Genomic DNA, 1,535 nt, shown 5'->3' on the forward strand with positions numbered 1-1,535 from the left:
ACGAACAGCGCGTTGTCCGCCAGCGAACTGAAGAACTGCGCCGTCATGATGGTGTAGAAGCCGCGCTTCATGGCGATGATTTTGAGCGCCGGGTGGCTTCAGCAGAGAGAGGCTGAGCGGGTCGCAGCGGCATTTTTATGCGACAGTTGACAGGGGTCTCCAAGGGATGCGGGGTTATAGCACGCCACCCCCTGAATGACACCGAATTCACTGGTGTTGACCTCGCTTGCAACGCCGTTCAATGACGGACCTCACGCCCGCCCGCACCCATGCCCCGCCCCATCCTCGCCACCGTCCATCCCGAAGCCCTTCGCCACAACCTGCAACGCGCCCGCGAATGCGCCCCCGATGCGCGGGTGTGGGCGGTGGTCAAGGCCAATGCCTACGGCCACGGCATCGAGCGCTGCTTCGATGCCCTGCGCTCTGCCGATGGTTTTGCCTTGCTGGATCTGGCCGAAGCCGAGCGCATTCGCGCACTCGACTGGCGCGGCCCCATTCTGCTGCTTGAGGGCGTGTTCGAACCGCGCGACCTGGAGCTGTGTTCCCGCCTGCATCTCTGGCACACGGTGCATTGCACGGAGCAGATCGACTGGCTGGCCGCGCACAAGACGCTGATGCCGCACCGCGTGTTCCTCAAGCTCAACAGCGGAATGAACCGCCTGGGCTTCACGCCCAACGCCTTTCGCAGCGCCTGGGCGCGGCTCAACGCGCTGCCGCAGGTGGACGAGATCACGCTCATGACCCACTTCAGCGACGCCGACGGCCCGCGCGGCATTGCCCATCAGGTGACCGTGTTCGAAGCCGCCACCGCCGACCTGCCGGGTGAGCGCACGCTTTGCAACAGCGCGGCCCTGCTGCGGCATCCCTCGGCTGCGCTGCGTGGCGAGGGCGTGACGACCTTGGCAGGCGACTGGGTGCGCGAGGGCATCGCGCTGTACGGCAGCGCGCCCGACTTTCCCCTGCGTTCATCGGCCGACTGGAACCTGCAACCGGCCATGACCTTGTCGAGCCGGGTCATCGGCGTGCAGACGCTGCAGGCCGGTGACACGGTGGGCTATGGCTCGGCCTTCACCGCTGACCAGCCCATGCGCATCGGCGTGGTGGCGTGTGGTTACGCGGATGGTTATCCGCGCCACGCGCCCAATGGAACGCCGGTGCTGGTGGACGGAGTGCGCACGCGGGTGGTGGGGCGGGTGAGCATGGACATGGTGACGGTTGATCTCTCTGGCCTGGACGCTGCCGGCATCGGGTCGGAGGTGGTGTTGTGGGGGCGGTCTTCTGCTGGGGGGGTGTTGCCGGTGGATGAGGTGGCGGCGGCTGCGGGGACGATTGGGTATGAGTTGATGTGTGCTGTGGCTCAGCGGGTTCCGTTTTCTACTTGATGTGATGTTTTTGTTCACGTGGCGAGCCGGGTCTCGGCCCGGCGGCCGACTCACTTTCTTTTGCTTCGCCAAAAGAAAGTAAGCAAAGAAAAGGCGAGCCGAATTCGCTGGCCCTTCGGGCACGCTGCGTTGCTCGGATCGCCCGGGGTGCGC

Annotated in this window: 1 protein-coding gene; it reads left to right on the forward strand. The window is 65.5% G+C overall.

Going from position 1 to position 1,535, the window contains the following annotated elements:
- Positions 1 to 269 precede the first annotated feature (269 nt).
- Positions 270 to 1,382, forward strand: a complete 1,113-nt coding sequence (alr, locus tag IV113_RS18075) for an alanine racemase (protein WP_291087782.1) — start codon at positions 270 to 272, stop codon at positions 1,380 to 1,382.
- Positions 1,383 to 1,535 lie beyond the last annotated feature (153 nt).

It is taken from the genome of Hydrogenophaga sp. (genome assembly GCF_018780385.1).
In the GTDB taxonomy this organism is placed as follows: domain Bacteria; phylum Pseudomonadota; class Gammaproteobacteria; order Burkholderiales; family Burkholderiaceae_C; genus Hydrogenophaga.

Bases quoted from the DNA above. Each gene is read 5' to 3' on its own strand.
- alr (WP_291087782.1), top strand. From the start codon at position 270: ATGCCCCGCCCCATCCTCGCCACCGTCCATCCCGAAGCCCTTCGCCAC.